Raw genomic sequence first — 1841 nt, 5'->3', positions numbered from 1 at the left:
CGATCGGCTCGCGCATGGCCGAACAGCTTGGCATAACGGTCGGCGGTACCATCACGCTGACCTCGCCCAACGGCGACGTGACGCCGCTCGGCATGAACCCGCGTGTGAAAGCCTATACCGTCTCGGCGATCTACGAGATCGGCATGTCGGAATATGATTCAACAATCATCTTCATGCCGCTTGAAGAGGCACAGCTGTTCTTCAACGCCGAGGGACTGGTTCAGTCGATCGAGATCTTCGTCGAACATCCAGATGTCGTCGAGGAGTTGCGCCAGCCGATCGAGGACGCGGCCGGACGGCAGATCTTCATCACCGACTGGCGCGACCGCAACAAGACCTTCTTCTCCGCGCTCCAGGTGGAGCGCAACGTGATGTTCATGATCCTGACGCTGATCGTGCTGGTCGCGGCGCTCAACATCATCTCCGGCCTGATCATGCTGGTGAAGGACAAGGGCAGCGACATCGCGATCTTAAGGACCATGGGCGCGACCTCGGGCTCTGTCATGCGCATCTTCTTCATGACGGGGGCTGCAATCGGCGTCGCCGGAACGGTCGCGGGCGTGGCGCTCGGCGTCGTCGTCTGCCTCAACATCGAATCCATCCGACAGTTCTTCTCCTGGATCTCCGGAACAACGCTGTTTAGCCCAGAGCTTTATTTCCTCAGCCAGCTTCCGGCCGACATGAATGCCGACGAGACGGCGCTCGTCATCGTCATGGCGCTGACCCTATCCTTCCTCGCCACGATCTTTCCGGCCTGGCGCGCCTCGCGCCTCGATCCGGTGCAGGCCCTGCGTTACGAATGACAAGGACATCACTTAAATGAATGCGCGCGTGGCACTGCAGCTTTCCGGCGTCGAACGACACTATGGGGAAGGCGAGACGTTCCTTTCCATCCTCAAGGGTGCTGACTTCACGCTGAGAAGCGGCGAGACCGTGGCGCTGGTCGCGCCGTCAGGGACCGGAAAATCGACGCTGCTGCATGTGGCGGGTCTGCTGGAGCGCCCCGATAGCGGCGAGGTGCTGGTCAACGGGGTGTCCTGCGGCGGGCTCAACGATGATCGGCGCACGGCGATCCGTCGCAACGAGATCGGTTTCGTCTACCAGTTCCACCACCTGTTGCCTGAGTTCTCGGCACTCGAGAACATCATGATGCCGCAGTTGATCGCCGGTCTGCCCAAGGCGGAAGCCGCGGAGCGGGCTGGGGCGTTGCTCGACTATATGCGCATCGGCCACCGCGCCGATCACCGCCCGGCGGAACTTTCCGGCGGCGAGCAGCAGCGCGTTGCGATTGCGCGCGCCGTTGCCAACGCGCCACTCGTTCTCCTTGCCGACGAACCGACAGGCAATCTCGATCCGGAGACCGCCGGTTATGTCTTCGAGGCGCTGGAAGCGCTGGCACGGCAGTCGGGCCTCGCGGCATTGATCGCGACGCACAATCACGAGCTCGCCGGACTGATGGATCGGCGGGTGACGATCGAAGACGGCAAGGTCGTCGAGATGAAGTGAGTGTGCCGGAGGGCGGATGCGACGACCACTCGTACGCAGCCACGTCAGCCTGCCTTTCGCTGGCGCACCTACAGTCTCTCGACGTAAATCTAGACCGCCCTCGATGATCGTCGAAGCGGTGATCGACAAGCTGGTCGCAACGAAGTGATGAGGCGAAGGAAGGCAGGATGACCGCCGTGACTGAAAATCAGGTGCAGGCCGCAGCGCAGCCTGAAAAGTCCTCCAGCCGACCCTTTTCCGCCTTCGAGCGTATGGTGGCGTGGCGCTACCTGCGCTCCAGACGCAAGGAAGCCTTCATCTCTGTCATCGCCGGCTTCTCCTTCATCGGCATCATG

Annotated in this window: 2 protein-coding genes and 1 pseudogene; all 3 read left to right on the top strand. The window is 61.9% G+C overall.

From position 1 onward, the window contains the following. The coding region (locus IB263_RS33795) for an FtsX-like permease family protein (protein ID WP_192439601.1) at nt 1-803 on the top strand (803 nt) is incomplete at its 5' end. Nucleotides 804-819: 16 nt separating this feature from the next. Then, entirely contained in the window at nt 820-1506 is a 687-nt protein-coding gene (locus IB263_RS33790) for an ABC transporter ATP-binding protein (RefSeq protein ID WP_034786709.1), read from the top strand. Nucleotides 1507-1673: 167 nt separating this feature from the next. Continuing rightward, nucleotides 1674-1841 (top strand): annotated as a pseudogene (locus IB263_RS33785) (lipoprotein-releasing system transmembrane subunit LolC); the annotation flags it as partial.

The sequence above is a fragment of the Ensifer sp. ENS03 genome, from assembly GCF_014852035.1.
GTDB classification, from domain to species: Bacteria; Pseudomonadota; Alphaproteobacteria; order Rhizobiales; family Rhizobiaceae; genus Ensifer; species Ensifer adhaerens.
Note: the sequence above shows the minus strand (reverse complement) of the source record. Positions and strands in the feature narration are given on the sequence as shown.

Excerpts from the sequence above, each read along its gene's own strand:
- IB263_RS33790 (WP_034786709.1), top strand. The coding sequence starts at position 820 with ATGAATGCGCGCGTGGCACTGCAGCTTTCCGGCGTCGAACGACACTAT.